The 24,301-nt window shown below is 51.3% G+C and carries 25 protein-coding genes; 5 read left to right on the top strand and 20 right to left on the bottom strand.

Going from position 1 to position 24,301, the window contains the following annotated elements; translation table 11 throughout:
* Positions 1–56 precede the first annotated feature (56 nt).
* From DCC85_RS00940 to DCC85_RS00875, 14 genes are all read right to left on the bottom strand, one after another.
* Positions 57–299, bottom strand: a complete 243-nt coding sequence (locus DCC85_RS00940; protein ID WP_234414288.1) for a YciI family protein — start codon at positions 297–299, stop codon at positions 57–59.
* A gap of 27 nt (positions 300–326) precedes the next feature.
* Complete coding sequence (locus DCC85_RS00935; protein WP_108463878.1) at positions 327–1,415, bottom strand: PdaC/SigV domain-containing protein; 1,089 nt, start codon at positions 1,413–1,415, stop codon at positions 327–329.
* A gap of 218 nt (positions 1,416–1,633) precedes the next feature.
* Positions 1,634–2,266, bottom strand: coding sequence for a GDSL-type esterase/lipase family protein (locus tag DCC85_RS00930; protein WP_108463877.1), 633 nt, complete (start codon positions 2,264–2,266; stop codon positions 1,634–1,636).
* A 143-nt stretch (positions 2,267–2,409) separates the two neighbouring features.
* Positions 2,410–3,417, bottom strand: coding sequence for a polyamine ABC transporter substrate-binding protein (locus DCC85_RS00925; RefSeq protein ID WP_108467650.1), 1,008 nt, complete (start codon positions 3,415–3,417; stop codon positions 2,410–2,412).
* A 64-nt stretch (positions 3,418–3,481) separates the two neighbouring features.
* Positions 3,482–4,288, bottom strand: a complete 807-nt coding sequence (locus tag DCC85_RS00920; protein ID WP_108463876.1) for an ABC transporter permease — start codon at positions 4,286–4,288, stop codon at positions 3,482–3,484.
* Complete coding sequence (locus DCC85_RS00915) at positions 4,285–5,139, bottom strand: ABC transporter permease (RefSeq protein ID WP_108463875.1); 855 nt, start codon at positions 5,137–5,139, stop codon at positions 4,285–4,287. The genes DCC85_RS00920 and DCC85_RS00915 overlap by 4 nt, the downstream gene beginning before the upstream one ends.
* Positions 5,136–6,104 carry an ABC transporter ATP-binding protein gene (locus DCC85_RS00910; RefSeq protein ID WP_108463874.1) on the bottom strand — a complete coding sequence of 323 codons (969 nt, stop codon included), beginning with the start codon at positions 6,102–6,104 and terminating at the stop codon, positions 5,136–5,138. The genes DCC85_RS00915 and DCC85_RS00910 overlap by 4 nt, the downstream gene beginning before the upstream one ends.
* A 304-nt stretch (positions 6,105–6,408) precedes the next feature.
* Entirely contained in the window at positions 6,409–7,167 is a 759-nt protein-coding gene (locus tag DCC85_RS00905; protein WP_108463873.1) for an SIMPL domain-containing protein, read from the bottom strand.
* Between the two features lie 216 nt (positions 7,168–7,383).
* A complete protein-coding gene (locus DCC85_RS00900) occupies positions 7,384–7,653 on the bottom strand; it encodes an HPr family phosphocarrier protein (protein WP_108463872.1) in 270 nt (89 codons plus the stop codon).
* A 95-nt stretch (positions 7,654–7,748) separates the two neighbouring features.
* The gene (gene whiA, locus DCC85_RS00895) at positions 7,749–8,678 is read right to left on the bottom strand and encodes a DNA-binding protein WhiA (RefSeq protein WP_108463871.1); all 930 of its coding nucleotides are present in this window, start codon (positions 8,676–8,678) and stop codon (positions 7,749–7,751) included.
* A 5-nt stretch (positions 8,679–8,683) separates the two neighbouring features.
* Complete coding sequence (locus tag DCC85_RS00890) at positions 8,684–9,628, bottom strand: gluconeogenesis factor YvcK family protein (protein WP_159081955.1); 945 nt, start codon at positions 9,626–9,628, stop codon at positions 8,684–8,686.
* A gap of 58 nt (positions 9,629–9,686) precedes the next feature.
* A complete protein-coding gene (gene rapZ / locus DCC85_RS00885) occupies positions 9,687–10,580 on the bottom strand; it encodes an RNase adapter RapZ (protein ID WP_108463869.1) in 894 nt (297 codons plus the stop codon).
* Positions 10,581–10,636: 56 nt separating this feature from the next.
* Positions 10,637–11,587 carry an ROK family glucokinase gene (locus tag DCC85_RS00880; protein ID WP_108463868.1) on the bottom strand — a complete coding sequence of 317 codons (951 nt, stop codon included), beginning with the start codon at positions 11,585–11,587 and terminating at the stop codon, positions 10,637–10,639.
* Positions 11,588–11,841: 254 nt separating this feature from the next.
* Positions 11,842–13,083, bottom strand: coding sequence for a DUF438 domain-containing protein (locus tag DCC85_RS00875; RefSeq protein WP_108463867.1), 1,242 nt, complete (start codon positions 13,081–13,083; stop codon positions 11,842–11,844).
* A 258-nt stretch (positions 13,084–13,341) separates the two neighbouring features.
* On the opposite strand from DCC85_RS00875, the gene DCC85_RS00870 reads away from it, so the two are divergent.
* From DCC85_RS00870 to DCC85_RS00850, 5 genes are all read left to right on the top strand, one after another.
* Positions 13,342–14,022, top strand: a complete 681-nt coding sequence (locus DCC85_RS00870; protein ID WP_234414287.1) for a response regulator transcription factor — start codon at positions 13,342–13,344, stop codon at positions 14,020–14,022.
* On the top strand, positions 14,019–15,413 hold the full coding sequence (locus DCC85_RS00865; protein ID WP_108463865.1) for a sensor histidine kinase: 1,395 nt from the start codon (positions 14,019–14,021) through the stop codon (positions 15,411–15,413). The genes DCC85_RS00870 and DCC85_RS00865 overlap by 4 nt, the downstream gene beginning before the upstream one ends.
* Positions 15,414–15,556: 143 nt before the next feature.
* Positions 15,557–16,471 (top strand): ABC transporter ATP-binding protein, encoded by a 915-nt coding sequence (locus DCC85_RS00860; protein ID WP_108463864.1) that lies wholly within the window; start codon positions 15,557–15,559, stop codon positions 16,469–16,471.
* Complete coding sequence (locus tag DCC85_RS00855; RefSeq protein ID WP_108463863.1) at positions 16,468–17,184, top strand: ABC transporter permease; 717 nt, start codon at positions 16,468–16,470, stop codon at positions 17,182–17,184. The genes DCC85_RS00860 and DCC85_RS00855 overlap by 4 nt, the downstream gene beginning before the upstream one ends.
* Before the next feature lie 2 nt (positions 17,185–17,186).
* Positions 17,187–17,924, top strand: a complete 738-nt coding sequence (locus DCC85_RS00850; RefSeq protein WP_108463862.1) for an ABC transporter permease — start codon at positions 17,187–17,189, stop codon at positions 17,922–17,924.
* 136 nt (positions 17,925–18,060) lie between these two features.
* Here DCC85_RS00850 and trxB read toward each other — a convergent pair whose 3' ends face one another.
* The 6 genes from trxB to hisF form a co-directional block, all read right to left on the bottom strand.
* A complete protein-coding gene (gene trxB, locus DCC85_RS00845) occupies positions 18,061–19,017 on the bottom strand; it encodes a thioredoxin-disulfide reductase (RefSeq protein ID WP_108463861.1) in 957 nt (318 codons plus the stop codon).
* 68 nt (positions 19,018–19,085) lie between these two features.
* Positions 19,086–20,813, bottom strand: a complete 1,728-nt coding sequence (locus DCC85_RS00840; protein WP_108463860.1) for a tetratricopeptide repeat protein — start codon at positions 20,811–20,813, stop codon at positions 19,086–19,088.
* A gap of 143 nt (positions 20,814–20,956) precedes the next feature.
* On the bottom strand, positions 20,957–21,904 hold the full coding sequence (locus DCC85_RS00835) for a ribose-phosphate diphosphokinase (protein ID WP_108463859.1): 948 nt from the start codon (positions 21,902–21,904) through the stop codon (positions 20,957–20,959).
* 66 nt (positions 21,905–21,970) lie between these two features.
* Positions 21,971–22,795, bottom strand: coding sequence for a histidinol-phosphatase HisJ (hisJ, locus tag DCC85_RS00830; RefSeq protein WP_108463858.1), 825 nt, complete (start codon positions 22,793–22,795; stop codon positions 21,971–21,973).
* Between the two features lie 15 nt (positions 22,796–22,810).
* Positions 22,811–23,512, bottom strand: a complete 702-nt coding sequence (hisIE, locus tag DCC85_RS00825) for a bifunctional phosphoribosyl-AMP cyclohydrolase/phosphoribosyl-ATP diphosphatase HisIE (protein ID WP_108463857.1) — start codon at positions 23,510–23,512, stop codon at positions 22,811–22,813.
* A complete protein-coding gene (gene hisF, locus DCC85_RS00820) occupies positions 23,509–24,267 on the bottom strand; it encodes an imidazole glycerol phosphate synthase subunit HisF (RefSeq protein ID WP_108463856.1) in 759 nt (252 codons plus the stop codon). Before hisF ends, hisIE begins: the two co-directional genes overlap by 4 nt.
* Positions 24,268–24,301: the final 34 nt, after the last annotated feature.

The following is a 24,301-nucleotide window of genomic DNA, read 5'->3' as shown; positions in this document are numbered from 1 at the left end:
CAGGACCTGTACCCAAGGACCTGGCTTTTTGCTTAGATATCATTGCTTAAATTTGCTTAGCTTCCACTCCTTAACTTCCACTGTTGAGGAGCCGCTTTGGATAAGGGATCTGCATTCGCCGTCTCCAGAGCTTCTTCCCAAGAAGTACACTTGATCAGATAGGCTCCCCCTGAACCGTCCCCGAATGGGCCAAAGTCGATTAACACCCCCTCTTCTTCAAGCTTACTCAAATAATCATAATGCGGCTGAATAAAGCTCGCATTGAATTGATCCGTTCTTTTCGTGATGAGTAAATACAATTTTAAGTTTCTCCTCTACTCTTAACGTTATTGTTCAAATGGATTAGCACCCTGGGGAAGCAGTGAAGCAAACGGGAAATAATATTCCAGCAGCCCGGCTGCATAAGGCACATAATCATACTGCTGAAAGAAAATGACGATTCCTTCGTCCTTCAAATAGAAATCCGGGTTTGCCCCCAATGTCTTGAAGCCCCCGAAATAACCCGGCTCCTTCTCCAGCTTGGTCTTCACCTTGGCGCTCAGAACCTTTGCATAATCCGGATTAGACTTAAGCAGATCTTTCAAGCTTAAACTTTGACCGCTCTTCAAGTTAAAGGTCAAGCCACCTAGAACGCTCATGCCATGAGCTCCACCGTAATATTCATAGCTCTGTGTCCGGAAGCTGATAATCCCATTTTGGTTATAGGTAACAGAGTAGCTCTCTTTCACTTCATTTTTAAAACCGTTCTGTGCCGGACCCAATTCAGCTGCCCGCTTCTTGACATCTTTCAGATAGGCTTCCGCTTGATCTTTAAACTGCTGGTTCATGGAGGATTGCACCTTCGCATCCGTAAGCCCGGAGATTTGCGGGTACTGAATAGAGATGTCAATCGTCTTGCTGCTCTCCGATAAGGTGCCGGCAGTAACGGTGACCGCATTGGTTTTGAGCGGGATGAGGTTCACCGTCTTTGTGGAATTGTTCCACTCGGTGCGGTAACCAAGATGGTCAGAGAGTACCCGCACGGAGACCGAATTCAGCCCTTTATTGTTCACCCATAGATATCCCTCTATCTGTTTGGCGCCGTTCACTGAAGTGTCCGCCCAATTGGAGGGGCCCGGTGTAAGCCTTACTATTGTAGTACCGCGCTGAATAGCATAGCTCTTCGTTTTCGCTTCATAAGAAATCTTGAGTCCCAGGCCATCCCGAATAACGGAAAGCGGAATCAGCGTCCCCTCCTCTGCGATGCTTCCCTTCTGAGACAGCAGCTGGCCATTTAGACTAAGGGCCACCGAAGGCTGCCCTTTTGTAACAGGAGCGACTGGCGCAGCCCAGGCAGGCAGGGCCGGAAGAGCAGAAGCCCCTAATAATAAACTCGCTGAAAGTACGGCAGAAGCCGCAGATCTATACAATTTCATGATTAATTGCTTGTCCCCTTTGGCTAATGATTTATAGTTGGTTATGGTTTGGATGGTTTAGATATGGGGATTTAATTACCCATCTGCCTTTCCCTCGGTCCATTATATTGCGATCTACCCCAGGAGAAGTTACACAGAAGGTAACGATCAGACTACAATAATGACAGAATTATAGCCTGCTCTCAGCTATCTTCCAAAGAGAGCAGGCTTCATTTGCCTTACAGCAGACCATAGCCAAGGCTATTCAGCCGTTCGGCAATTTTGCGGTATCCACGGCCATTTGGGTGGATCCCATCGAAAGACAGCAGCGACTTTTCATGACCATAGAACAATCCATAGACGTCCGCAAATCCATAAGACAAGCTACTATATCCCCCGGCCTGACGGTTAAAGCGAGTCACCCAGGAGCTGGCCTCCTGAATTTGAGGATACGGATTATACAGCCCTACAACACGCACGATATAAGGAGACGCGAATCCAGCCTTTAAAGAACCAATCGATCGGATAATTCGATCGAAGTGGTTGATGCAAGCTGCTAGAGAACTGCGAAAGATCTCTGCCTCCCGCTTCGGCTCTCTCCGCACAGCTTTCGCAGCTTGTATCAGATCATTCCCGCCAATGGAGATCGTAATTAGCTGCGCTTGCTGAAGGGCCTGACGATACACGGGGTGGCCTATGCGCTCAAGCAGCGCTCCAGAGGTTAGCCCGTTCACACCGAGATTGTTCACGGTGATTTGCTGGCGTAGCCGATTCTCGGCCATTCGCCGATAGACAGGGACAAAGCCATTGCCCGGCAAAGCGCCGAATCCGGTCGTTAATGAATCGCCTATCGCTGTATAGAGATAGCCCATAAATGCCCTCCTTCCTCACATCCTGACTCTTTATCAGCATATGATAGTCTTGCGGGATCGGACCGGGGATTTGTCCTACAACATCAACGGACCAAATAAAAAAAGGCCTGCCCCAGTGGGGCAAACCTTTAAGTTTATTTCATTTATTCGCGTCCGCTCTTCAGCTCAGTCCAATAACGGTCATAGGTCTGCAGCGTGTTGCCTACGTCCTTAAGCCATTCTGTGCGGGTCAGCTCATCCTCGGACAAGTTAATCATCTTATCGGCTTTATATTCAGCACCATGGAATTCCATCGCCTTCACGTTCGGATCGCTATAGCCGATGCTCTCATAGTTCTTCGCACTTACTTTAGGATCGAGCATGTAATTGATAAACTTCTCGGCCAGATCCTTGTGCTTAGCGCCCTTAGGAATGGCATAGTTATCCGAGAAGATCGTGCCACCTTCCTTAGGCACCACATAACCCACATCAGGGTTCTCCTTCGCAATATAAGAAGCATCACCGGACCATACTGTTCCGATCCAACCTTCTTCCTGAATCATCTTCTGTTTGATGGTATCCGTATCAAAGGCAAGCACACTTGGCAGCAGTGTCTTAAGGTCGTCTACAGCCGTCTTGATCTGGCTCTCATCCGTGGAGCTGTTCGAGAAGCCGTTCTTCTTCAGCGCCATTCCGATCACTTCGCGGTTATCATCAAGCAGCAGCAGCTTCCCCTTATACTCCGGTTTCCACAGATCGGCCCAACTGTTAGGAATGTCCTTCACGTACTTCTTGTTATAAGCAATCCCCGTTACACCGGATGTATACACCACGGAGTACTTATTATCTGGGTCAAAAGAAGGGCTCTTAAAGGTATCTGCAATGTTGGCGATATTCGGGATATTCGCTTTGTTCAGCGGCTCCAGCAGGTTTTCCTTGATCATGGTAGACACCATGTAGTCGGAAGGCTGAATCAGATCGTATCCGCTGCCCCCAGCCTTAATCTTCGCAAGCAGATCCTCATTATTTGCATAGACTGCGTAATTAACTTTAACATTGAATTCTTTCTCAAAGTCCTTCAGGACATTCTCATCAAAGTTATCCGCCCAGCTGTAGATATTCAGCGTTTCCTTCGAGCTCCCACAACCTGCTAGGCTCAGAGTAGCCAGCATAGCAACGAGCAGTACTGCCAGTGCTTTGAATCCTTTTTTCAACGTTTTATCTCCTCTCTTTCACCTAAAAAGGTAGCATTGAGCGTTTCTTCTGCCCCTTGCCCCGATTCAATACAAATTGGGCCAAGAAGATGAGTAGCACACTCACCACAATTAAAATCGTACATAATGCGTTAATTTCCGGGGAAATACCCCGTTTGACCTGACCATAAATGTAAATCGGTAAGGTCGTTGAATCCGGACCGGATACAAAAAAGCTCACCATGAAATCATCAATGGACATCGTAAACGCAATGATCGCACCTGAGATGATCCCCGGCATGATCTGCGGCAAGGTCACATGCCTGAAAGTCTGCCAGCCGCTGGCACCAAGGTCCTGTGCTGCTTCCTCCAGCTGTGCTCCCATGCCTGCCAAGCGCGAATTCACAATGACATACACATATGACAGACTGAACGTAATATGTGCGATAATTACCGTCAGCTTCCCAAGTGAGAAATGGAATTGCGTGAACAGCACCAGCAGGGACAAGCCCATAATAATATCCGGAATAATAACAGGAAGATATAAGAGCCCGCTCATCGTACCCTTCCACTTGCTGCGGATGTTACGCATAGCCAGTGCGGCCATCGTCCCCAGAATCGTAGCAAAAATAGTCGAAACTACTGCGACAATGAGACTGTTGCTCAGCGCATCCATGACATTTTCATTGTCCAGCAGGGACCTGTACCAGTCAAAAGTAAATCCGCTCCACTGCGCGGATAACCTGGAATCATTAAATGAGAATAAAACAATAAACACAATCGGCACGTAGATGAAGATCATCATGAGCAGCGAGTGAATACCCAGTAATGGGTTGTTTTTCGTCTTCATCCGCGTCCCTCCTTCACGCTCAAATGCCGAGATGACATAGCTTTATTGAACAGCATGATTAGCACTAGCGACGTAATTACAAAAATAACGGAAAGCGCCGCACCAAAGGGCCAGTTGCGCGCCCCTAGGAATTGGTTCTGTATAATGTTGCTAATCATAGATGACTTAGCTCCGCCCAATATATCGGTAACTACAAACATCCCTGTCGTTGAGACATACACCAGAACCGATCCTGTTATGATACCAGACTTGGTCTGCGGCAGCGTAATGTGACGGAATGCCTTCCACGGAGAGGCACCGAGATCGCTCGCCGCTTCCAGAAGGCGGCGGTCCATTTGTTCAATCGCCACATAAATGGGCAGCACCATGAACGGCAAGAAGGTATACACCATGCCGAGAAGCACCGCGCCTTTGTTATACAAGAGCTGCATAGGGGCATCAATCAGGCCGAGATTTAAGAACAGTTCATTCACTACTCCTTGCGTACGAAGCAGCAGCACCCAGGCATAAGTCCTGATCAAGAAGTTAATCCAGAACGGGATGGTCACAAGCGCCAGTCCCCATGTCTGCATTCTTGGGCCCGACCGGGCAATATAATAAGCCAGCGGGTAGCTAAGCAGCAGACAGAGCACGGTCGTTACAACCGACAGAACAATGGTATCCCAATAGATCCCTAAATATAAAGGATCAAAGAACCGGGCGTAGCCTTCAAGACTAAAGGAATAGACCAGATTGCCCAGCTCATCACGCTGCATAAAAGAGATGCCTACGACAATCAGCATGGGAATAACCAGAAACAGGCCCAGCCACAGCATTACCGGCAGTACGACAAGTCCTGACTTCTTCTTCATGCCCCGATAACCACCTCATCCTGAGACTGCCAACCCACACCTACCTGCTCTCCGATTCCCCATGGGCGCTCGTCCTTGAAGTCAAGCGCAATGGAGACCTTCATTGGCTCATTGTCCAGCTGAACTACAACCTTGTGCAGGCTGCCCAGGTACAGCACATCCTCAATAACTCCGGTCCGCTTCGCTCCCTGACTGTCCCGCAGCAGAACAAGCTTCTCAGGCCGAACAGCAAACAGCCGCCCATCCTGGGAGAAAATATTATTCTCGCCCACAAAGGTAGCGGCAAACAATGTGGTTGGCGTAGCGTAAATTTCACGAGGTGTTCCAATCTGTTCCACTTGCCCGTTATTCATAATCACAATGCGGTCTGACAGCATCATGGCTTCTTCCTGATCATGCGTGACATAGACAAAGGTAATGCCAAGGCTTCGCTGCAGCTGCTTCAGTTCGGTCTGCAGGTTCTTCCGCAGCTGAAGATCAAGCGCTCCAAGCGGTTCATCAAGCAGGAGTACCTTCGGCTTATTCGCAATCGCGCGGGCGATAGCTACACGCTGCTGCTGCCCGCCGGAAAGCTGATGCGGATAACGCTTGACCAGCGGGGTCAATTGCGTCATGGCTACGGCTTCTTCCACACGGGAAGCGATTTCGGTTCTGGATAACTTCTTCATCTTCAAACCAAATGCAATATTATCTTCCACCGTCATATGCGGAAATAAAGCATAATGTTGAAATACAAGGTTCAAATCACGCCGATTCGGCGGAAGTTCTGTCAAATCTTGTCCGTCCAGTAGAATTTGACCGTCTGTAGGCTGTTCAAAGCCTGCGATCATGCGTAAAATTGTTGTTTTGCCGCAGCCGCTAGGTCCCAGCAAAGTGAGAAACTCACCTTCATTAATGGTCAACGACAGCGGGTGCACAACAAGCTGTCCCGCAAAGCGCTTCTCCACTTGCAGAAGCTCAATCATGGGTGCACCAACTCCTTTATTACCGGTCCATCTTTCCGGCCTAATTAAGTAAAAAAAGCCATATCCATGGGTATGGCTTTATCGACAAATGCTGCGAATGAACTTAGAGGTTCAAGATTTAGCAGCTGGTTATGTGCATTTTTTTGCATATCCAATATACCGTGTTTTGACCGCTGTTACAACAACTTTCTGGGATCCGCCCGCCAGCAGACCAAAGAAATTTAAGTTTGACAATAATAAACAAAGGCCGCCATCCTTCTTATAAAGAAGGGGCAGCCTTTGCATATCAGGCACTTGAATGCTGTTATTTTAGTGCATATTGAACACTCAAGGTCGTAGTAAGTTCAATCGTTCCAGGCTCCACCACGGTGGAGGCACTGGCGCTTTCCGCAGTGCTTTTCACACTATAAGCTTGATCATATTGCGCCACAACTCCGCCGCTGCCCTGCGTAACGTTCAGCACACTGCCAAGCTGACGATTAGCCGCCTTAGCAATCGCACTGGCTTTCATACTGGCATTAGCCATCGCCTTGTTGATTGCCTCTGTCTGGAATTGATCCTCATCCTCTACTGTAAAGCGAATATTGTCAATTTTGTTCGCTCCTGCTTTAGAGGCATCGTCCAGCAGCTGGCCGATCTTATCGAGCTGACGATAAGTCACCTGCAGGGTATGCCGAGCAATGTACCCGTTCACCTTTTGGCCGTCTTTATCGTTATATACATAATTGGGCTGAACGTAGAATTGACCCGTCTGAAGATCCTTGGCCTCCACCTTCCACGTGTTCTTGAGCAGAGTGTTCAACTTCTGTATGATCGCTGCATTCTTACTCTGAGCTTCTGCTGCAGTGCCCGCTGTCGTCTCTACCCCAAGGGAGATATAAGCCACATCCGGCTTCACCGTCAGCTTGCCAGTGCCTACGACGTTAACTGTATTCTGCTGGGATACAGCTTCATCTGCGTAAGCTACCGCAGCCTGCTGCCCCCAGATAGACGCTGTTGCACCGCCAAAAACCATAGCACTTGTGATTACCGTAACTGCCAAAGGCTTGATCCAAAACTTCATTTGTAAATACCTCCTAATTTAGAGTATGCCTGAATTGTTAACTACTAAACGGAGGTTTTTTGGCAAAGGTTGCACAGGCTGTAGAATTGCTTCCAATGAATACTATCTATTAAGCCGTTAAGTTGTAACGACATATTTAGTAAGAGGAATAGCAAAAAAGCGGCGCTCTGAAAGTTCAGGGCTCGCCGCTTCTTCAATTGCAAAAAGTGTAAGTGCTTATTGGTTCTCCAATTCTTCCTTGCTGACCAGACTGACTAAAGCGTTTGCAGCCTGTTCCGCATCCGCACCTTCAGCACTAATGTTAATTTCAGTTCCGGTACTGATGGCAAGGCTCATAATTCCCATGATGCTTTTGGCGTTGACTTTTTTATCGTCTTTCTCAACAAAGATCTCAGACGAGTATTTATTTGCTTCTTGAACAAAAAGCGCTGCCGGCCGGGCATGAAGCCCTGTCTTCAAACGAACGGTTACCGGGTGTTTGATCATGAAAACCCTTACCCCCTATTACGTATTCACTCTTGAGTAGCTTGAACATTTTATTTTTCTAATTATACCATACATACCTAGCTGCAAACCAGTATTTAGCTTCCGCGAATTTTTTCGGCCATCTCGTCAAGTTTGCGGAGCCTGTGGTTGACTCCCGACTTGCTGACACCGCCCTTGAGCAGCTCGCCAACTTCCTTCAGATTGATGTCCGGATAGGCGAGTCTGACCTCAGCAACTTCCCGCAGCTTATCAGGTAGGTTATCCAGGCCGATCTCCTTCTGAATCAGCTTAATATTGTCAATTTGGCGAACGGCCGCTCCAATGGTCTTATTCAGATTGGCCGTCTCACAGTTCACAATCCGGTTCACGGAATTGCGCATATCGCGCATAATCCGAACGTCCTCGAATTTGAACAATGCCTGATGGGCGCCAATGATGCTTAAAAACTCAATGATCTTCTCGCCTTCTTTGATGTAGAAGATGAAGCCCTTCTTGCGTTCAATACAGCGGGCATTCAGATGAAACTCCGAAGCCAGCTCCACAAGCGCCTGGCAGTGCTCCTCATACATCGAAGCGATCTCCAAATGATAAGAAGAGCCTTCCGGATTGTTCACCGAACCGCCAGCGAGGAAGGCTCCCCGCAAATACGCACGTTTGCAACAATTGTTCTGCGTTAGCTCCTCATGAATTCCGGGAGTAAAAATAAAACCCTCGGATACAATATGGAGCGACTTCAGAATTTCCTGCACCTTGGCGGGAATCCGCACAATGTAGACGTTATTTTTCTTCAGACGCATTTTTTTACGGACGAGAAGCTCGGTATGCACTTCAAAATACTTTTTGATCAAAGAATAAATCCGCCTTGCAATCGCGGCATTTTCCGTTGAAATATCCAAAATGACCTTTTTGCTCGACAGCTGCACGGATCCATTCATCCGGATCAGCGCCGACAGCTCGGCCCGCTCACAGCAGGCGTCGGCTTCGACCAAGGTCAGTTCTTTTTTGGTTTGCGCCGCAAACGACAAGGGACTCACCTCTTTCGTATTATCCAGTTCTGCACCAGCTGGTAGATGTGGTGGCTCAGCTTATCCGCATCATGACGCAGATAACGGCGGAACAGCACCAGCGTGTCTGCAATGACCTTATATCCTCTTCCTGTTACGACATCCCAGTCAATCTCTACGGGCTTCGCACCCTTCTCGGCATAGAAGTCTTGAACCTGGGCAGGAATCTCACCGTCATTGACAATGACATAATCAAATAAATGATGGCCTACATGCTCATAAACCGCCTGAAGGTGATCGCTCACCGTATAATTATCTGTTTCCCCAGGCTGTGTCATAACATTACATATAAAAATTTTAATGGCCTCAGTATTGCCCAATACGGCTTCTGCCAGCTTTGGCACTAACAGGTTTGGAATAATGCTGGTATACAGGCTTCCAGGGCCAATAAGGATCGCGTCGGCCTCTTCAATAGCCCGGCAAGCCTCAGGCAACGGCTCCACCTGTTCCGGTTCAAGAAAAATGCGTTTGATCCGGCCCAAAGCTTCAGGAATCTTAGATTCACCTGTTATTACACGTCCATCTTCCATCTCCGCATGCAGTACAACCGCCTGCCCGGCAGCCGGAAGCACGCGTCCGCGGACAGCAAATACACGGCTCAGCTCGCGCACCGCCGTCACAAAATCGCCGGAGATATCTGTCATCGCGGCCAAAATCAGATTGCCGAGGCTGTGTCCGGCAAGTCCGGAGCCGCTTGAAAAACGGTAGCTCAGCATATCAGACAACAGCGGCTCTACATCGGCAAGCGCCGTCAGCACGTTGCGAATGTCGCCCGGAGGGGGCATTTGCAGCTCGCTGCGCAGGATGCCGGAGCTCCCTCCATCGTCCGCTACGGTCACGATGGCTGTGATGTCCAGCGGCTTCTCTTTCAAGCCGCGCAGCATCACAGACAGACCGGTGCCGCCGCCCATCACAACGATGCGCGGCACCCTTTCTTTATGAGACCGAATGATCAATTTTATTCACCTCTTAGGGCCGGTCTCGGTCAGCATCCCGATGGCTCACACGGACCGTCTCCGTCTCGCTTGATCCAAGCATCCGGCCCAAATATTCAGCGATCGCCACAGAACGGTGTTTACCGCCCGTACAACCGATGCCGATAATTACCTGGCTCTTGCCCTCTTTATGATACTGCGGAAGCAGGAAATGAAGCATATCCAGTAGCTTGGTCAAGAAACTCTGCGTCTCAGGCCATTTCATTACATATTCATATACGTCGCTGTCTTGTCCAGTGTGCGGGCGCAGCTGCTCGATATAATGAGGATTCGGCAGAAAGCGCACATCGAATACCAGATCGGCGTCTATAGGTATGCCATATTTAAATCCGAATGAAGTAATATTAACGGATAAATTGCTGCTTTCCAAATGCGAGAATCTAGATATAATCTTCTCCCGAAGCTGTGCCGGCTTCATATTGCTTGTATCCAGCACCTGTGTGGCTGAGTGCTTTAATTCCTCAAGCATCTTCCGCTCCAGGCGAATCCCATCAAGCGGCATACCTTGTGGGGCAAGTGGATGACGGCGCCGGCTTTCCTTGTAACGCTGCACCAGTACGGAATCGGTAGCGTCCAGAAACAAAATTTCGCTGTGAATCGTAAAGTGATCCTTAATAAAGTTCAGTGATTCAGAAAGCGCCGTAAAAAATTCCCGCCCGCGCAAATCAATAACCAGCGCGACCTTGGCGATCTTACCCTTCGATTGCTCGATGAGCTCGGCAAATTTCGGAATCAGTACCGGGGGCAAATTGTCCACACAGAAAAATCCTAGATCCTCCAGGCTGCGAACAGCCAGTGACTTTCCGGCTCCCGACATACCTGTAATAATGATCAAGTTCGCTAACGAAGTATGTTCCTTCTCCGGCATCGCCATTTCCTCCCTCACAGTCTCTTTCTCTATTTAATTCCGGCTATCCCCGTTATTTAAGAGCGAAGGAACAGACCGGCAGCACCAACCATGCCTGCATCGTTGCCAAGAATAGCAGGAACAATCTCAACCTTCTCCTGCAGCGGCTCCGGTGTGAATTTGGCAAATACGGCACGCACCTCTTGGAACAGGATTTCCCCTGCCTTGGAGACACCGCCGCCAATGATATAACGCTCTGGATTCAGAACGGTCGATACAGCTGCAAGCGATTTGCCCAAATAAAAGGCTGCCCGGTTCACAATACGCAAAGCAGCTTCATCACCTTGCTTAGCCGCATCGAATACGTCCTTGGCCATAATATTCTCAACTGTCGCCAGCGAAGTGCGGTCTCCACGCTCTACGGCATCTTTGGCCATACGGATAATGCCTGTAGCGGACGATACTGTCTCCAGGCAGCCCATCTTGCCGCAGCCGCACTGAATCGCTTCCAAATCCGGAACAACGGACATATGTCCAAGCTCCCCTGCAAGGCCTGAGAAGCCTTGATAAATCTTACCGCCGATAATGATTCCTCCGCCTACACCCGTTCCCAGCGTATAGCATACACAGTGATCCACGCCCTTGCCAGCGCCGCCCCATACTTCGCCCAAGGCTGCAACATTGGCATCATTATCTATCTTGACTGGCTTGCCGAGCCGCTCTTCCAGAATCGCGCGAATCGGAACATCCCGGAAACCTACATTGGGCGCGAGAATAATAATACCTTCCTGGACATTGGTAAACCCGGCTACACCGGCACCTACCCCGGCCAACTGATCCCAATTAAAAGGAGATTCCTCAACGATTTGGCGAACATACCGTTCGATATTGTCAATAACGGTATCCACGCCCTTTTCAACCTCGGTCGGTCCTTCGTATGTGTGAAGAAGCTTCCCTTGCTCGTTGCAGATCCCGACTTTGATCGCCGTACCGCCCAGATCGACACCCACGTAGATTTGTTCAGACATTTCACAAGCCACCTTATCTAATATAAAATACTTGCACCTACGTTACCCACTATAAGCGAACCCATCCCCTTGGTCAAGAGACAGGGACAGGGCAAAACTAGGCCTAAAATAAGGCTTTTTTACCTAAACAGATGGCAAAAGGACCCTTGGTGAATGGGCCTTAGCTCCATGACCAAAAAGAGCAGTGGGGATGTCTCTCGAAAGCTCATCATCCCGCTGCTCTTGTACGCAACTTCTAGGCTATGTCTATTGCTCTAAGATAATATCCGCTTCTGTCCCTCCAAGGCCCGAATAGGAGCAATATTCTGCGTGAATTCCAGAGTTCCCATATAACGGCCATCTTCATCGCGAATAGCGAAGTAACGGATATATACAAATTTATCTTTTATCGGAATCCAAAAGTCCTCCACGTCCTTGCGTCCGGCTTTGAAATCCTCCAGCAGCTCGTTCACGACATGCACGCTTTGCGGCGGATGGCAGTTCTGCACCGTACGCCCAATCACCGCCTTGGTTCTGGCGAAGATCCGTTCCTTTCCATGAGAGAAATAGCGGACCACATCATCCTGATCGATGAAGGTCAGATCCACAGGCAGGTGGTTCATGATCGCTTCAAGCTGCTGAACGGACAGCAAGCCTGTCTCAAAACGGACATACCCTTGTTTGGGATCAGCCCCAGCCGCTTCTTGCGGTTCAGGCGCCCGGTCCGGCTTCCATTCTACTTCCGGAGCTGTGAGACAATAGCCGATCTCTTCACTCTCGTGAGCAATCTTGAGCCACTCATCCTCAGTAAGCTTGTTCAGCGCCATCGGCAGCAGAATGTTCTCTTCCTTGTAGATCATCTCGGTCACTTCTGTCACGATTTTATCCAGCAAGGCACCAATGGCTTCCGCATCTCTCGGCTCATTCGTTAGAAGCTGCTTCGCTTCCTTGATCATAGCCCGGATGCCGTCGTCAATGCCCCACATCACCTTGGTCGGCCCGAAAATGCCGTATTTCTCAAGATACGGAAACAGCAGATTCTCTTTTCGGCTGTAGTGCTTGTCAACATCCATCAGCAGATTAAGATCCTCAAGCAGCTTATAGACATACTCCTCGCTGCGCTCCCTAACATACTTGTCTTTATGCAGGCTCAAGCTAAAGCGGGCCAGTCTCTCAATCTCGCGATTCTCCAGCTTGAAGGTATGCACCGGATGCCCCGGCTGCTCCTCAGGCTTGGAAGGACGGTGAATGTCTTCTATGGACCCTTTAAAAAGAGCCGTGTGCACAGAGCACAAACGCTGCACCTCTTCCACGGGAATTCCCTCTTCTTCCATGAGCGCATGCTCCATCGCGGAAATCTCCTCCACCGATACATCGCCTACGGCCTGCTCGAACTTGGCTTTGACCTCCTCCACGCTTTTGCCCTGATGAAGTTCCTTGATAATCTCCTTCAGCATCTCCTGCCGCTTTGTTGTCTCCTGGGCCCCAGTTTCACGGTTGTTAATCAGCTCACTCATCTTGCCCACTCCTCTCTGCCTCTCAGGTTTTTATGAAAAATAAAGGTTATTTAACAAAAATGTGACGAATTTTCTTCAATGTTCTGACTGTAAATTGAAATGAGAACTCTTCTCAACACCAAGATAACACGGGTGGGTAAGCCTCCTTGTGATTTCAGTCACTAGGGTCAACCATGGGGTTTCCGCTTTCTTTACGGATTACACACGCATGGTATAATGCAGACAAATTGGATTATGGAGGAAAGGGATGACTGTAGTGTGAGTACAGGATTAAAGCTCTTATATATCGAGGACGATGCGGAGATCGGCAGATGGGTGTCGGACAATCTGAAGGAACGCGGCTATGAGATCATATGGCTTACAAGCGGGGATCAGGCTGTAGAGTCTGGCCAAGGCTGCTGCCTGGCCATTCTGGACGTGATGCTGCCCGGACTTGACGGGTTCACCGTAGGCCAGCGGCTGAAGCGGAGTTACCCGGATATGCCCATACTAATGCTGTCCGCACGGACTTCTATCGATGATAAACTGCAGGGCCTTCAATTCGCCGATGATTATCTAACCAAACCTTTTCACCCGGACGAATTGGCTGCACGCATCGAGGTGCTCCTTCGCAGGTCAGGCGCCCATGCGAATCAGCCCCTGCTGCTCAAGCATCTGCTTGTCTACGAACATGAGAATCGAATTGTACGTCAGGACAACGGCGAGGAGATTATCCTCACGGGCAAGCAGTACCAAATCTTCTTCTACCTCCTGCGACACCTCGGCCAAATCCTGACCAAAGAGCAGATTTACGAGGGGGTATGGGGAGAACCCTATTTGGATGGCGATAAGACTTTAATGGTACACATCCGTTATCTTCGTGAAAAAATTGAGCTGGACCCCGCCGCTCCAGAAATTGTAGAGACCATTCGCGGCGTTGGTTACCGGGTGCGGGCATGAAGCTGCGACGAGCCAGATTTCATCAATCCCTGCTTTCGCGGTATATGCTAATTATCCTGATGGCATTGCTGTTTATTCCTATCGTGTTTCCAGGTGGCTTGATCACCGCTTGGATTGTAAACCAGATTGTTAACGGGCCTCCTGTCAAGGTCTCCCTGCCTTATGGAAATGGGCAACAAATTGAGCAGGCATGGCATCAGGAAGCCAAAAAACTTGGGGGACGCAGTGATTCAGAGATTGAACTCCAGCTCCGTAAGCTGAAAGATAAATACAAGGATGCCCTCATCTTCTGGGTGGATCACGCCGGGACAACCCGTCTGCAGCTGCCGGAGCAAAGCAATCTGCCCGCCACCTGGGCCCCCGAGCAGCTGATCCAGTTCATGAAGCAGCGGCAGGACTACAGCGATCCCTTTACGGTTGTTGCCTTTATCGGTGGCAGCGATAATCTGAAGCAGGGCTTCATGGTGCTGGAGCTGCCCCGCTCATTTCTGAAGCAAACTAGCGTGTATGGGGATAACGGTGACCGTTACTATATTTTCTTCCTAGTGGCCTTCCTGATCTTTTTCACTGTCGTTTCTTATTTGTTCATCCGCCGGATTCGCAAACGGCTGCTTAATCTGGAATCCGCGATGACCTCCCCCGCAGAGGACGGGCTGCCTCTCCCGACCCAGGTGGGGAAGCCGGATGAGATCGGCATGCTGGAGCAGGCCTTTAACTCGATGGTATATCAGCTCGGGGACAGCCGCCGCCGGGAGCGTGAGGAGGAAGAGCTGCGCAAGCGCCTCATCGGCAACCTGTCTCATGATCTCCGCACTCCGCTAACTGTGATCGGCAGCCACATCTACTCCCTGCGGCAGGAGAGCCTCTCCGACCAGGGGAAGCAATCTCTTACGCTTATGGAGACCAAAATGAGCGACCTGGATCATCTGATCGATCACCTGCTTTCTTACAACCTGCTCAGCAGCGGAAGATACTCCATCACCCGGAAGCGGCTGGATATCCTGCGCCTTGTGCGCCAGAGCGCAGCTGCCTGGTATCCGCTGTGGGAGAAGGAGGGACTTACACCGGACATTGAGCTGCCCGAACAGCCGGTATATTGGATGGTCGATGAGCTGGCCTTCCGCCGGGTGCTTGATAACCTGTTCCAGAACATTATCCGCCATGCCAGATCGGGAGGCTATGTGGGGATTCGGGCAGAGCCACAAGGAGCACAGACGGCCCTTATCATCACCGACCGAGGACCGGGTATGACGGCAGACAGCCCTGATAAAGGGGCCGGACTGGGCCTGACCATTGTCGAGCTGCTCCTTCGGGAGCAGAAGCTAGTTAAAGAGGTCAGCAGTACGTCCGAAGGCACCTGCATTCGAATCTTCCCAGAACCGGGGAGCTGATACTTCAGCTTCTTCCGGTTCTTTTTTTGGCTCACGCGAGCTTAAGCACTGGACCTGCGCGCAATTTTTTTAAACAAAACTTAAACTTGTCTAACCTCTAGCTTTAAACTTGGCAACTTATGCTGGTTTACGAGGTGATAAGAATGAGCGATTACGTCATTCGCACAAAAGGATTAACGAAGAAGTACCGCGGCAGAGCCGCTGTAGACAATTTGGATTTGCAAATAGCCAAGGGCGAGATTTATGGATTCTTGGGACCCAACGGGGCTGGCAAGACGACCACAATCCGTATGCTGCTTGGACTCATCCGTCCCACCAAGGGCACGGTTGAGCTGCTGGGCAAGGACCTGCGCCGCGAGAAAATCAGTATTCTACGCCGTGTAGGCTCCCTGGTCGAGTACCCGTCTTACTACGGACATCTGAACGCCATTGAGAACCTTGAAGCGATCCGGCGCATCCTGGATGTGCCTAAGTCAAGAATTGCCGAGGTGCTGGACATTGTATCTCTGACCAAAGAGGCCAAGCGGGCGGTTAAGGGCTACTCGCTCGGGATGAAGCAGCGGCTCGGCATCGCGTCCGCTCTGCTCGGCTCCCCCGAGCTGCTTATTCTGGATGAGCCCACGAACGGTCTGGACCCTTCCGGGATCCATGAGATCCGCGAGCTCATCAAGGCGATGCCTACCGAGCACGGGATCACCGTCCTCGTCAGCAGCCACCTGCTCGGCGAAGTGGAGCAGATGGCCGGAACCGTCGGCATCATCCGTCAGGGCCAGATGGTATTCCAGGATACCATCCAGAACCTTCGCATGAAGGCTGTCGGCGGCATCAATCTAAGCGTCTCCGAGCCGGAGTCCGCGCTCTGGATCGCGCGCGAATCGGGGATGATCGGGCAGTACCGGGACGGCCTGCTGCAATTCGGCGGGCTCAATGACGCCCAGGTCGCTTTGCTGGTAAGACGCTTGGTTGAGAATCAGCATGACATATACCGGGTAGAGGAGCATCGCAAATCGCTCGAGGATATCTTCATGCAGGTTGTCGGGGAAGGAAGATCGCTATGATGCTGCGCGCACTGTCTGCCGATTTTCTGAAGATCCGCGGCAAGGGCATCTGGTTCCTGATTTTCCTGGCCCCTATTGGAATCATCGCCATGCAAGCGCTGAACTTTGGGCTGCGCTACGATTATTTGACCAAGCAATATAGAGATGACCTATGGGGCGGAGTGATCAAAAACGTAGGTAATTTCGTTCCCATCGCTCTCTACCTCGGGGCTACCCTGGTCGGTTCCTTGATCGCCGGGGTAGAGCATCAGCTTAGCTCCTGGAAGCAGCTGCTTGCCCTGCCGATTTCCCGAACAGCTGTATTCGTGTCCAAATATATCATGACGATTCTGCTGCTGTTTGTCTCCTGCATCTTGTTGTCGTTCGGCACAGCAGGCCTTGGGCTCGCGCTAGGCTGCGACCCGAATCAAATTCCCTATGCGGATTTGGCCATTATAGGGTTCTATCCCTTTATAGCATCACTCCCGGTATTAGCCTTGCAGCTATGGCTGTCACTGAGCTTCAAGAATCAAGTTCTGCCGGTTACGCTGGGCCTTTCCATGGCCCTAGGATCCGTATTTACCGCCGGCATATCAGAGGCCTTTCCCCTGAATTGGCCCAAGGCCGTGTTGGAGGGTATAAACCAAGGGGTCTTCATGGGCCTGGGGCTAGGATTCGGCCTGATACTGACGCTGATTGGGCTTATTCACTTCACACGAAAGGATGTGGACTAAACATGAGCACTTACTTTAAAGTCCTCTCCTCCGAACGGCTCAAAATGTCGAAGTCCCATCTGTGGCTGCTCATCTTAGGAAGTCCGGCTCTAGCTATGCTGATCGGCCTTCTAGACGGTGCTGACATTAAAAATAACTGGTATAGTCTGCTGATTACTCAGCTTACTTTTCATTCCATGCTGTTTCTGCCTGTACTCACAGGTTTATTCTCTTCGTTCATTTGCCGCTACGAACACATGAATGGCGGATGGAAGGCCTTGGTCGCCCTGCCTGTCTCCAGGACGGCTGTTTACCTAGCCAAGTTCACCATTGTTGCCGTCATGCTGGGGATTACCCAGCTGCTGATGCTGGCTCCGATCCTGGCAGCTTCCTACTTCCAACATTTTACGGCGCCTATCCCTTGGGGTTTACTGGCCGAGACTCTGATCGGGGGCTGGATTGCCTGTCTGCCGCTGGCCGCGCTGCAAATGTTCGCATCCCTGCGCTGGGCCAGCTTTGCCGGCCCGCTTGTGGTCAATATCATCTTCACCATTCCGAACATACTTGTGGCTCAATCGGCAACTTACGGCCCGTATTACCCTTGGGCTCAACCCTTCCTGACCATGATTCCTAAGGGAGGCCCGGGCTATGACTTTGGGGCATTTAACTTATCCTTTGAAACTCTAATGTTCACCGTGGTCGGCAGCTTTATCCTCTTCTTTGCGGCCGGGTTAATTTATTTCAATCGCAAGGAAATCTAATGAATGGGCCTAAGGCCTAACGAATTAAATCAAACTATAGAAAGAAAGCGTGCTGTCCCATCCTTTTTGTGGATGGAACAGCACGCTTTTATCTATAATTCGCAGGTTATGTGGACTACAGCTTCCCGTAACGCACTTATCGGTCCAGCGTCTCACTCCAGTCATGCACCATATCGCCTTCCAGATACTTCTCACAATCCATCGCCGCCATACAGCCTGATCCGGCAGCCGTAATCGCTTGACGGTAGCGGGTATCCTGCACATCTCCGCAGGCGAAGACACCTGGAATATTCGTCTGGGTTGTCCCTGGCTTCACCATGATATAACCGTGCTCATCTGTACGGATTTGCCCGCCCAGGAAGCCGGTATTCGGCGTATGGCCGATCGCGACGAACACACCATCCGCAGCAACCAGCTCTTCCTGATTCGTACTGTTATTCTTCACCTTCAGGCCCTTCACTGTTCCGTTCTCATCTGTCGCCACTTCCAGCGGCGTACGATTAAGGGCCCATTCAATCTTCTCGTTGTCCTTGGCGCGGTCCTGCATAATCTTCGAAGCGCGAAGCTCATCTCTGCGGTGTACCAGTGTAACCGTAGAAGCGAAGCGGGTCAGGAAGCTGGCTTCCTCCATGGCGGAATCTCCACCGCCCACAACGATGATCTTTTTCCCACGGAAAAAGAAACCGTCACAAGTGGCGCAAGTACTTACGCCGCGGCCCACATTCTCCTGCTCCCCTGGAATGCCTAGGTAACGCGCGGAGGCTCCTGTCGAGATAATCACCGTCTCGGCTTGCAGCGACTCGCCGCCCTCTACCTTAATAGTAAAAGGCCGCTTCGAGAAGTCTACCTCTTCCACCCAACCATTCCGGAACTCAGCGCCGAACCGCTCAGCCTGCTTACGCATGTTATCCATCAGCTCCGGTCCCATAATGCCATCCGGGAAGCCAGGGAAGTTCTCAACCTCAGTTGTGGTTGTCAGCTGCCCTCCGGGCTGAATGCCTTCAATCACAAGCGGATTCAGATTGGCACGGGCCAGATAGATCGCGGCTGTCAGCCCGGATGGACCTGTACCAATAACGATTGATTTATACATAAGGCGAACCCTCCTTAAGAAAGTAATAAATGTCTCTGCTATAGGACAAACTTATACCCTTCTATTTATTAACCCGAAGGAAACATAGCATTCATCTTTTCTTTAATTCCGCATACCTCATCCACCCGGCGCGTACACCGGCTTGCCGTGGATACCGACACTCCGTAGCGCTTGGCCACTTCCTCATAGGTGACCGGACGGCGATGCATCTTGGCTGTCAAATACTCAACTGCAGCTGCCCATCCTCCAACATGCGCCGTACTGGGCGCCTCGGGATAAGAACGGGTGATAAACTCTACCCAGATCGTCTCGGCATCATGCTGCTGCAGCACACTATAGCGTTTGGCCATTCTTCGTCTTGCCTCATCCAGAACAGCCTGCCATTGGGGCTCCCATACAGGCAGCCGGGCCGATACGAAGCCAGGAGCAACCTCCTGTGTCTTCCCATCCAGGCAAATCGGCAGCGGATCGGTAACACCGAGGGTGCGCAGCACAAACACGGCTAGATCCTTCAGGTATTTCTCCTCCCCAGGTTCCAGCAGGAACGCCTGCAGCGCCTCCTTCACCTCAGCATCCGCAATCAGGCTGAAAGCCTGAATAACCTGAAGCTTGGTTTGAGCGTCGCCATGACGCAGTGCCCAGAAGAAGGAGGAGCGGATTAGCGGGTCTTCCTTGATCGCATCTGGAATACTCTCGCCCCATTTGTCCCACAGCTTCAACTGCTCTTCAAAAGGAAGATGATAATGATAGCTGATCTTCACCTCGCGCCCGTGCTCCTGCAAGCGTTCCAGCCGGTCCAGATAGAATACTGGAATTTCCGAGCCTGGGTCCAGCTTTGCTGCATGTCTCCACAGCCGTTTGGCATCAGAGTAGCGGCCCGTATTATAGGCTGCCACGGCTGTATAGTGAAACAGGCAAGGATCGTAATTGACTTCCTCATCGTGCAGCAGGCGGCTGAAGTGTCCAAACGCTGCCTCATGCTCACCGAGAATGCCCATGGTCGTCGCCAGTTTGAACACATGCTCCTGATGGAACGGCACAATGCTTCGCAGCCGCTGTGCCAGCTCCTGCAGCGAAGCTTGGTCCCCGTCATGCTGAATAAATACGGCTAGGTTGCACAGGCCATGCAGATTCCCAGGCTCACGCTCCAAGACCCCATGAATCGCCTCCATTGCTTGAGGGAACATACCCAAATAGTAATAACCGAGTGCCAAATTGTTGCGGGCCGCGAGGAAATCGGGATGCTCCTCAACGATGCTCTCCAGCAGCTTCACGGCTCCGGAGAACTTGCCCTCCTCAAGCATAGCGCGGGCCTCATCATGCTCTGCCATTCCTTCGCGCGACTTAATATATTTCACTTTAGCTGGGCGGTTCAGCTCGTAATGCAGCAGATCCATCATTTCCTCCGCCTCGGACAGGAACTGCCCGCTTGGATCCTCTTCTAAATAAGTAATCAGCGCTTCTTCCGCTGCTTCAAATTGCTCCATATTGGCATAGTTATTCGCCAAGTAGAAATAACACTCCGTCATGTTCGGGTCCACGTCCTTGAGCACGGAGAGCAGCACCTCATTGGAGGCCTCATAATTCCCCATTTCGGACAGAATCCCCGCCATATTGCAATGGTTCACAGGATTATCAGGTTCGTATTCCACAGCCTTGCGAAAATATTTCAATGCCTTGTCATATTGATAGCGGTCCAGTGATGAGACGGCTTTCTCAAAGAAAAAGCCCGCGTCCCTGCGAAGCGGCACAACTTTTCTGTCCGCAACTCGGTCACGCTGTTTTTCCTCTTTCAAGCAAGGCACCTCCTTAAACTTCATTTCTCTAACCCAGTATACCATACAGCAAGAGAAAAGCATCTATACCACGGCCATGCAGAAAATGCAAATAAGCGGAGGTAGCTTCCTCCGCCTGACCATAGATAGATCCATCAAGCTGCTTAGATTCCGCGATTGCGGAACATCGTGGCGATCGAGCCGCCTTCCTTGATATACTGGATTGCCCTTGAGAGCATAGGGGCGACCGTCAGCACGTGGAACCGGGATGAGGCTTCCTCAGGAAGAGCAATCGAGTCTGTCACAACCACCTCGCGAATATGAGGATGATCGAGCCGCTGTACGGCATCATCTGAGAAGAGTCCATGAGTGGCGCAGACATAGGCGTCTTGTGCTCCCCGCTCCTTCAGTCCTTCCACCACTTGGACAATTGTGCTTCCTGTATCGATTAAATCCTCAATAATAATTGGCGTAAGCCCTTCCACTTCTCCGATCACATGCGTAATGACCGATTCGTTATGGGCCGGCCGCTTCTTAATCATGATGGCGAACGGGGAATCAAGCCCGCTGGCCAGCTTCTCCGCCATCGATGCCCTCCCCGCATCCGGCGAGACAACAACCGGATTTGGGATATGCTTGGCCTTGAGATACTCCGTCATGAGATCGAGTGCCGTTAAGTGATCAACCGGAATGTTGAAGAAGCCTTGGATGGCAGGAGCATGCAGATCCAGCGTAATCACACGAGTTGCCCCTGCCGTGGTTAGGACGTCTGCCACCATTTTGGCGGAGATCGGTTCACGAGGGGCCGATTTACGTTCTTGTCTCGCATACCCATAGTAGGGCACGACAATATTCACGGTGTGGGCGGAAGCCCGTTTGGCTGCATCAATCATCACAAGAAGCTCGACAAACATCTCGTTGATCGGGTGTGACAAGGACTGAACAATAAACACATCACAGTTGCGGATGCTTTCTTCATAATGCACATAGATCTCCCCGCTCTTGAAGCGGGACAGCTTGATCCGGCCGGGCTCGGTGCCGAGCCGCCGGCATACCTCTGCCGTAAGTTCGGGATTTGATGATCCAGAGAAAATTCGCAGCCTGGGTTCCATAGAGATCCTCCGTTTCTGTTGATCTGCCCATCCATTAGTCTTGTCTCTATTATAGCCCTCTGACTGCTAGATTACCAAAGGAATCATGCTTCTTCTGCGGCCTTCGAAGATCGCCACCTCCCGGAAGCCGATGTCGCCAAGAAGCCCCCTGGCCTGATCCAGATTCTCGCTAAGCTTCAGCGGATCATGCGCATCCGAGCCCAAGGTCAGCGGAATCCCAAGCTTGTATGCTTCTTCTAGAATCCGCCGGCTGGGGAACATCTCCGCGCAGGCCTTGGACAGGCCCGACGCATTAAGCTCCATCGCCATTCCGGCATCACATACCGCCCGCAGCGCAGCATTCTCCAGCTCAAGCACCTCAGCGCTTCTTGACCCATCCGGCTTATAGTTAAATCGCTTGATCACATCAAGGTGGCCCGTAATATCATAGAAGCCTGTGGCACAAGCCTTGCATACGGCATCATAATAGCGCTCATATACGGCAAAGACATCCTTGCCTTCCCATCCCCCAGTCTGGCGGTAATCGGAGATGTCCCATGTTCCGAGAAAATGTACAGAGCCAATCACATAATCCCACGGATAAGCCTTCACAATCCGCTCAATCTCCTCTTCCCAGCCTTCGATATAGTCGGCTTCCAGGCCTACCCGGACTTCAATCTGGCCCCGGTACTTCTCCTTCAGCGCCAAGCACTCCTCCACATATCTCGGCAGCTCCTCCATCGGCATGGCCATTTCCGGATAATAGCTGGCCGGGTCCACATGCAGAAGAGGCATATGGTCAGACAATCCAATGTGGCCCAGTCCAATTGCAATGCCGCGCTTTACATACTCCTCCAGACTGCCGATCGCATGACCGCAGCGCGCATGATGCGTATGGTAGTCAATAAGCATCTCAAGCTTCACCCCTTAGTCCCGGCGCGGCCGCTCATGACGACGGTCCAGCTCCTGCATCACTTCGTCCAGCGGCAGCTTTCTCTCCTGCAGCAGCACAAGCAGGTGGTAGATCAGGTCGCTTACCTCCAGTCGCAGCTCATCATTGTCCCCATTCTTGGCAGCGATGATCGACTCCGCGGTTTCCTCTCCTACCTTTTTCAGAATTTTATCAATGCCTTTATCAAACAGATAAGTGGTATATGCCCCCTCGGGACGCTGCTCATAGCGCTCCGCAATCACCTGCTCTAGCGTGGCCAGCACTGCAAAGCGACCGCCGTCCGCACTTGCCTGCTCCTTCTGCCCCTTCATGCGGCCAGGTCGTACTGCGGCTGTTCTGAAGAAGCAGCTCTCCTCGCCTGTATGGCACGCCGGACCCTCCCGATCAATCAGCACCAGCAGGGTGTCGCCATCACAATCGTATTTAAGCTCTACAATCCGCTGAGTGTTCCCAGAGGTTGCCCCTTTATGCCACAGCTCGCTCCGTGAACGGCTCCAGAACCAGGTCTCTCCCGATTCCAGCGACTTCGCCAGCGACTCCCGATTCATATAGGCCAGGGTCAATACATCCAAGCTGCTTGCATCCTGAACAATGGCCGGAACAAGGCCCTTCTCATCCCACTTGATAATGGCTGCAAGCTCGCCCTGCGCAAGTTGATTTTCCAGTGACTGACTCATCGAACTTCCACTCCTCTGCTCTTCAGGTCTTTTTTCAAATCCGGAACCGAGATCTCTTTATAATGGAAAATAGTAGCAGCCAGCGCCGCATCCGCCTTAGCTTCCGTAAACACGTCATAAAAGTGCGCTTCAGTTCCCGCACCGCCAGAGGCGATCACCGGAATCGTCAAAGCCTCCGATACAGCCTTAGTCAGCGGAAGATCGAACCCGTCCTTGGTTCCGTCTGCGTCCATACTGGTCAGCAGAATTTCCCCCGCCCCGCGCTGCTCCGCTTCCTTCACCCAGGCCAGCGCACGCAGCCCTGTCGGCTTGCGGCCGCCATGCGTATAAACCTCCCATTCGCCCCAGGCCTCATTGTATTTCGCATCTACAGCTACTACGATGCACTGGGATCCAAAGCGTCTCGCTCCCTCCGTGATCAGCTGCGGCTGCAAGACGGCCGCGGTATTGATCCCGATCTTGTCCGCGCCGGCACGCAGAATCCGCTTCATGTCATCCACATGCGAGATGCCTCCGCCCACGGTAAAAGGAATCGCAATCTCACCCGCGGTCTGCTTCACCACTTCAACCATCGTGGCCCGGCCTTCGGCCGAGGCAGAAATGTCGAGGAAGACCAGTTCGTCGGCCCCTTCACGGTCGTACAATGCCGCCAGCTCTACCGGATCTCCGGCGTCACGTAAATTTTCGAAATTCACACCCTTCACGACACGCCCGTCCTTTACATCCAGGCACGGAATGATTCGCTTTGCAAGCATGCTCGTTCTCCCCTTTTAGCGGCATAAAGCCGCA

This window comes from Paenibacillus sp. CAA11 (genome assembly GCF_003060825.1).
Lineage (GTDB): Bacteria > Bacillota > Bacilli > Paenibacillales > Paenibacillaceae > Fontibacillus.
The sequence above is the reverse complement of the archived record's forward strand: the minus strand, read 5'-3'. Positions and strand labels throughout refer to the sequence as shown.

Excerpts from the sequence above, each read along its gene's own strand:
- DCC85_RS00880 (WP_108463868.1), bottom strand. The coding sequence starts at position 11,587 with ATGTCTGAACAAATCTACGTGGGTGTCGATCTGGGCGGTACGGCGATC.
- hisF (WP_108463856.1), bottom strand. The coding sequence starts at position 24,267 with ATGCTTGCAAAGCGAATCATTCCGTGCCTGGATGTAAAGGACGGGCGT.
- DCC85_RS00860 (WP_108463864.1), top strand. The coding sequence starts at position 15,557 with ATGAGCGATTACGTCATTCGCACAAAAGGATTAACGAAGAAGTACCGC.
- DCC85_RS00910 (WP_108463874.1), bottom strand. The coding sequence starts at position 6,104 with ATGATTGAGCTTCTGCAAGTGGAGAAGCGCTTTGCGGGACAGCTTGTT.
- DCC85_RS00855 (WP_108463863.1), top strand. The coding sequence starts at position 16,468 with ATGATGCTGCGCGCACTGTCTGCCGATTTTCTGAAGATCCGCGGCAAG.
- rapZ (WP_108463869.1), bottom strand. The coding sequence starts at position 10,580 with ATGCCGGAGAAGGAACATACTTCGTTAGCGAACTTGATCATTATTACA.
- DCC85_RS00905 (WP_108463873.1), bottom strand. The coding sequence starts at position 7,167 with ATGAAGTTTTGGATCAAGCCTTTGGCAGTTACGGTAATCACAAGTGCT.
- DCC85_RS00930 (WP_108463877.1), bottom strand. The coding sequence starts at position 2,266 with ATGGGCTATCTCTATACAGCGATAGGCGATTCATTAACGACCGGATTC.
- DCC85_RS00920 (WP_108463876.1), bottom strand. The coding sequence starts at position 4,288 with ATGAAGACGAAAAACAACCCATTACTGGGTATTCACTCGCTGCTCATG.
- DCC85_RS00890 (WP_159081955.1), bottom strand. The coding sequence starts at position 9,628 with ATGGGCGGCGGCACCGGTCTGTCTGTGATGCTGCGCGGCTTGAAAGAG.
- DCC85_RS00865 (WP_108463865.1), top strand. The coding sequence starts at position 14,019 with ATGAAGCTGCGACGAGCCAGATTTCATCAATCCCTGCTTTCGCGGTAT.
- DCC85_RS00835 (WP_108463859.1), bottom strand. The coding sequence starts at position 21,904 with ATGGAACCCAGGCTGCGAATTTTCTCTGGATCATCAAATCCCGAACTT.
- DCC85_RS00875 (WP_108463867.1), bottom strand. The coding sequence starts at position 13,083 with ATGAGTGAGCTGATTAACAACCGTGAAACTGGGGCCCAGGAGACAACA.
- DCC85_RS00915 (WP_108463875.1), bottom strand. The coding sequence starts at position 5,139 with ATGAAGAAGAAGTCAGGACTTGTCGTACTGCCGGTAATGCTGTGGCTG.
- hisJ (WP_108463858.1), bottom strand. The coding sequence starts at position 22,795 with ATGCTTATTGACTACCATACGCATCATGCGCGCTGCGGTCATGCGATC.
- DCC85_RS00935 (WP_108463878.1), bottom strand. The coding sequence starts at position 1,415 with ATGAAATTGTATAGATCTGCGGCTTCTGCCGTACTTTCAGCGAGTTTA.
- DCC85_RS00850 (WP_108463862.1), top strand. The coding sequence starts at position 17,187 with ATGAGCACTTACTTTAAAGTCCTCTCCTCCGAACGGCTCAAAATGTCG.
- DCC85_RS00900 (WP_108463872.1), bottom strand. The coding sequence starts at position 7,653 with ATGATCAAACACCCGGTAACCGTTCGTTTGAAGACAGGGCTTCATGCC.
- trxB (WP_108463861.1), bottom strand. The coding sequence starts at position 19,017 with ATGTATAAATCAATCGTTATTGGTACAGGTCCATCCGGGCTGACAGCC.
- DCC85_RS00925 (WP_108467650.1), bottom strand. The coding sequence starts at position 3,417 with ATGCTGGCTACTCTGAGCCTAGCAGGTTGTGGGAGCTCGAAGGAAACG.
- hisIE (WP_108463857.1), bottom strand. The coding sequence starts at position 23,512 with ATGAGTCAGTCACTGGAAAATCAACTTGCGCAGGGCGAGCTTGCAGCC.